Raw genomic sequence first — 5236 nt, 5'->3', positions numbered from 1 at the left:
TGTCGTTGCCGGTTGCCCACCATGGCCTGAAGCAGCTGGCGGTCGCCTGATCGCCACCGGTTTTCGATTGGGTTTGCCCCTGCCCTCCCCCACCGGGGAGGGCTTTTTCTTTGCGCGGACTCCCCTCCCCTGCCGACCGGCTGAGGCACGCAAAAAGAAAAGCGCCCTCCCCTCTCGGGACGAGCGCCATGCACAAATTCGGATAATTTGCCACTTTTTGAGCTATTTCAATATTTTAGATAATTTTCCCCATGTGAAACTTCAAGCAAGTGGAAGAGGGCCATCCTCCCCTACCCCGCGGCCACCATCTCCGCCCCAGTGCCGGCATATTCGCCGAAGCGGGTGTCCTCCTTCAGGATGTGCTTGCCCAGCCAGTCGGAGCAGAACAGGAACACCTCCTCTCCACTGATACGACCACCATTGGCGCGGAACTCGTCACGGTAGCTTTCGACCTGCCGGGTCAGCCGGTCGTGCAGGGCCTTGTGCGCGGCGAAGGTCGGATAATTCAGCCGCTCCATCTGCGCCTCCTCCTCCGCGAAATGGTGGCGGGTGTAGGCGATCAGTTCATCCAGAATGGCCTCGATCAGGGCCGGATCCTCACGGTTGGCATCGTCATACAACTTGTTGACGATACCGATGAGGACGCGGTGATCCTCATCCAGCGCATCGTTGCCCACACTCATCCAGCGTGACCACTGAATTGGCTCCATGGCGTTTCCTTCGTCCCCCTTGTTGGGTGCCGGACGGACGGGTGCGAGCGTTGACCGCTCGTCGGCACCGCCCGTCTTCCTGGGTCGGGCCGCCTGTCCGGCATCGTTCCGACCATGACTATAAGCGTTATCTGATCTCACTCCCCCCATCCCCGTCCGTCAATCCAGGCGAACGGGGATGCGACATTTTGGCGGATGCAGACCGGCGCCGTCGGGATCAGCCGCCGATCCTGGCCAGCCATTCGTCCTCGGTCAGGATCTCGACGCCCAACTCCTTTGCCTTGGCCGCCTTACTGCCGGCATCAGCCCCGGCGACCAGATAGTCGGTCTTGCCGGACACCGACCCGGCGACCTTGGCGCCCAGCGATTCGGCACGAGCCTTGGCCTCCGACCGCGTCATCCGTTCCAGCGTGCCGGTGAAGACCACCGTCTTACCTGCAATGGGGGAGTTGCTGGCCTTCGGCACCTCGGCCTCCAGCACAGTCAACCGCTCCATCAGACCACGGACGATAACGAGGTTGCGCTCCTCGGCGAAGAAGCCGGCCAGTTCCTCGGCAGCGACCTCGCCGACATCGGGTGTGGCGACCAGATCGAGCCATGCCTGTCCGGGCGCCTGCCCGGCCGCTCGCTCCATCGCCGCCCGCCAGTCGGCCAGCGTTCCGTAGCGTTCGGCCAGCGCCTGGGCCGCGCGCGTGTTCAGCCGCTTGATGCCGAGCGAGCTGATGATGGTCTCCAGCCGCAGAGCGTCGTTGCCTGCATAGAAGTCCAGCTTGGAACCGCTCTCCGGATCGGCGAACCAGGCGATGATGGTGTCGGCGGTGACCGGACCGACACCGCTCAGCGCATGCAAGTCGCGCCACTCCTGGCCGGGCATCGCCTGTTCCGCCGCCAGCATGCCATCGACCCAGCCCTGCATCGTCTTGTATTGGCGAGCCAGCGACTTGGCGGTGACCTCGCCAATATGGCGGATGCCGAGTGCGTAGATCACCCGGTGCAGGTCGATGCCGTCGCGACGCTGCTGGATCGCCTTGAACAGATTCTGGACCGACTTCTCCTTCCAGCCCGGCCGGCCGATCAGCTCGACCCGGCCTTCGAGGGTGAAGATGTCGACGGGCGACTTGATGAAGCCCTCGTCCCAGAATTCCTCGATGATCTTCTCGCCCAGCCCCTCGATGTCGAAGGCGTCGCGGGAGACGAAATGGCGCAGCCGCTCCTTGGCCTGGGCGGCGCAGATCAGGCCGCCGGTGCAGCGGCGGACAACCTCGCCCGCCTCGCGGATGGCGAGGCTGCCGCAGACCGGGCAGGTTTCCGGCGCGACATAGGGCACGGAATCGGCCGGGCGCTGCGACAGCACCACCTCCACCACCTGCGGGATGACGTCGCCGGCACGCTGGACCACCACGAGGTCGCCGACGCGGATGTCCTTGCGGGCGATCTCGTCCTCATTGTGCAGGGTGGCACGGCTGACCACGACACCGCCGACGGTGATGTCCTCCAGTTCGGCCACCGGTGTCAGCGCACCGGTCCGCCCGACCTGGATGGTGATCGCCTTCAACCGGGTCTGCGCCTGTTCCGCTGGAAATTTGTGGGCGATGGCCCAGCGCGGCGCCCGGCTGACGAAGCCCAGACGCTGCTGAAGCTCCAGGCTGTCGACCTTGTAGACGACGCCGTCGATGTCGAAGGGCAGGCCTGCCCGCCGCCGGCCGATGCCCTCGTAATAGGCCAGCAGCTTGTCCTTGCCGTCGCACAGCTCCGCCGGGCGGTTCAGCTGGAAGCCCCAGCCCTTCAACCGCTCGCGGATGCCCCATTGGGTGTCGGCGATCGGCTCGGACAGTTCGCCCAGGGCATAGCCGAAGAAGCAGAGCGGGCGGGACGCGGTGATCGCGGGATCGAGCTGGCGCAGACTGCCCGCCGCCGCATTGCGCGGGTTGGCGAACAACTGCTCGCCCTTCTCCGCGCGGGCGGAATTCATCGCCAGGAAGTCGTCGCGGCTCATATAGACTTCGCCGCGGACCTCCAGCACATCGGGGAAGGGCGCCGGCAGGCGCTGCGGCACGTCGCGGATGGTGCGGACGTTGGCGGTGACATTCTCGCCCTCCGCCCCGTCGCCGCGGGTGGCGGCCAGCACCAGCTCCCCCTTCTCATAGCGCAACGAGCAGGACAGCCCGTCGATCTTCGGCTCCGCCACGAAGGTCAGCGGGGCGTCGTCGGACAGGCCAAGGAAACGGCGGACGCGGGCATCGAACTCGGCCACATCCTCCGGGGCGAAGGCGTTGCCCAGCGACAGCATCGGGATGGCATGGCGCACCTTCCCGAAGCCGGCGGCAGGGGCGGCACCGACGCGCAGGCTGGGCGAATCGGCGCGGCGCAGATCGGGGAAGCGTGTCTCGATGGCGAGGTTGCGGCGGACCAGCGCGTCATAGTCGGCGTCGGAGATCTCCGGCTGGTCCTGCTGATGATAGAGCCGGTCGTGATGGGCGATTTCGGCGGCCAGCGCCGCCAGTTCCGCCGCGGCCTGTTCCGGCGTCAGGGCATCGACTTCGATGCTGCGGGGATCGGGCGGCGTGTCGAACAGGTCCTGCATGGCGCGTCTCGTGACGAATCGGGGTCTTCCGGAGAAGGGCCGCGCAGGATAGCGCCTGGAACAGGGTTTCGGGAGTCTGTCTGGAGTCTGTCTGGACGCGGGGACGCCTCAGCGGGGACGGCATCGGGGCGACGACGGGAACAAGTCCCTATATAGTATGGGCACACCCTTCGGAGTCCGCTGGCCTGATGAGCAAAGCCCATGCACCGGACCTGCGCATCGACGACCGCATGGTCATCGCCGCCGCGCTGGACCGCATCCTCTACGACGACCCCGACCATTTCGCGGCGGACGACGCGCGCGCGGTGCGCCGGCTGATCCCGCACAGCCGCTCGGCGTGGTTGCGGCTGGGCTTCCGCGCCGAACGGCAGGGACCGTCGATGAAGGGCGAGGCCGCCGGGGTCGGCGACGTGCGGATGGAGGGCGACAAGAAAGTGGTGGAGGGCAGCGTCGGCGAAGCGGCGACCTGGCGCTGCGGCCAGTACAAGATCACCAACCACGGCACCGATCTGGAAATCTGGCAGGTGATGAGCGACGAATACGCGCCCGAACCGAAGGGCGCCCGGCTGGAGTTCGACGAGCGGGGCGAACCGGAACGTCTGACCTTCTTCCAGCCGCGGGACATCGAACTGCGGATTCCCTTCACCAGTCTCGCCGTCGGCGTGCGGCTGGGTGGGTGGCAGCCCTGGAAGCTGGTGGCGGAGGGGGTATGAAGGCTGGGGGCGGTCGTCAACCGGCGACCGCCCCAAACCTCATCAGCCCTGCCGGTAGTTCGGCGATTCGTTGGTGATGGTGATGTCGTGGACGTGGCTTTCGCGCAGGCCGGCGTTGGTGATGCGGACGAACTGGCACTTCTCGCGCATCTCGGCGATCGAGGCGCTGCCGGTGTAGCCCATGGCCGCGCGCAGGCCGCCGACCAACTGGTGGATGACCGCCGACACCGGACCCTTGTAGGGGACGCGGCCTTCGACGCCTTCCGGCACCAGCTTCATGGTCGAAACCTCCTGCTGGAAGTAACGGTCGGCCGAACCGCGCGCCATCGCGCCGACCGAGCCCATGCCGCGATAGCTCTTGTAGGAGCGGCCCTGGAACAGGATGACTTCGCCCGGGCTTTCGTCGGTGCCGGCGAATAGGCTGCCCAGCATGGCGACGCTGGCGCCGCCGGCAATCGCCTTGGCCAGATCGCCCGAATATTTGATGCCGCCGTCGGCGATCACCGGAATGCCGTGCTTCTCGCACTCCTCCACCACATCCATCACCGCGGTCAGCTGCGGCACGCCGACACCGGCGATGATGCGGGTGGTGCAGATGGAGCCGGGGCCGATGCCGACCTTGACGGCGTCCACACCGGCATCGATCAGCGCCTTGGCCGCCTCGGCGGTGGCGACGTTGCCGGCGATGACCTGGGTGTAGTTCGACAGAGCGCGGGCGGCGCGGACCTGATCGAGCACCTTCAGCGAATGGCCGTGGGCGGTGTCGACCACCAGCACGTCGACGCCGGCATCGAACAGCGCCTCCGCACGGGCCAGACCGTCATTGCCGGTGCCGGTGGCGGCGGCGACGCGCAGCCGGCCCTTGCTGTCCTTGCAGGCGTTCGGATAGGCCTGCGCCTTCTCGATGTCCTTGACGGTGACGAGGCCGATGCAACGGTAATCCTCGTCGACGACCAGCAGCTTCTCGATGCGGTGCTGGTGGAGCAGACGCTTGCCTTCCTCCTGGCTGACGCCCTCGCGGACCGTCACCAGCTCCTTGGTCATCAGTTCGCTGACCGGCTGCTTGGGATCGGTGGCGAAGCGGACGTCGCGGTTGGTCAGCATGCCGACCAGCTTGCCGCTGCCGAGCTGGTCGCGGCTTTCCACCACCGGGATGCCNGAGATGCGGTAGTCGGCCATCAACTGCAGCGCATCGGCCACCGTGGCGTTCGGCGTGATGGTGATCGGGT

The 5236-nt window shown here is 66.6% G+C and carries 4 protein-coding genes; 1 reads left to right on the top strand and 3 read right to left on the bottom strand.

The features are described 5' to 3' along the window. Positions 1-290: 290 nt before the first annotated feature. Entirely contained in the window at positions 291-710 is a 420-nt protein-coding gene (locus I71_RS11335) for a bacteriohemerythrin (RefSeq protein ID WP_042694967.1), read from the bottom strand. A 217-nt stretch (positions 711-927) separates the two neighbouring features. Next, a complete protein-coding gene (ligA, locus tag I71_RS11330; RefSeq protein WP_042694966.1) occupies positions 928-3294 on the bottom strand; it encodes an NAD-dependent DNA ligase LigA in 2367 nt (788 codons plus the stop codon). Between the two features lie 188 nt (positions 3295-3482). Between ligA and I71_RS11325 the strand changes: the two genes are divergently transcribed. Further along, a complete protein-coding gene (locus I71_RS11325) occupies positions 3483-4007 on the top strand; it encodes a hypothetical protein (protein WP_042694965.1) in 525 nt (174 codons plus the stop codon). A gap of 42 nt (positions 4008-4049) precedes the next feature. On the opposite strand, the gene guaB is transcribed toward I71_RS11325, so the two are convergent. Further along, a partial coding sequence (gene guaB / locus I71_RS11320) for an IMP dehydrogenase (RefSeq protein WP_042694964.1) occupies positions 4050-5236 on the bottom strand: 1187 nt, incomplete at its 5' end.

It is taken from the genome of Azospirillum sp. B506 (assembly GCF_000333595.1).
Lineage (GTDB): Bacteria > Pseudomonadota > Alphaproteobacteria > Azospirillales > Azospirillaceae > Azospirillum.
Note: the sequence above shows the minus strand (reverse complement) of the source record. Positions and strands in the feature narration are given on the sequence as shown.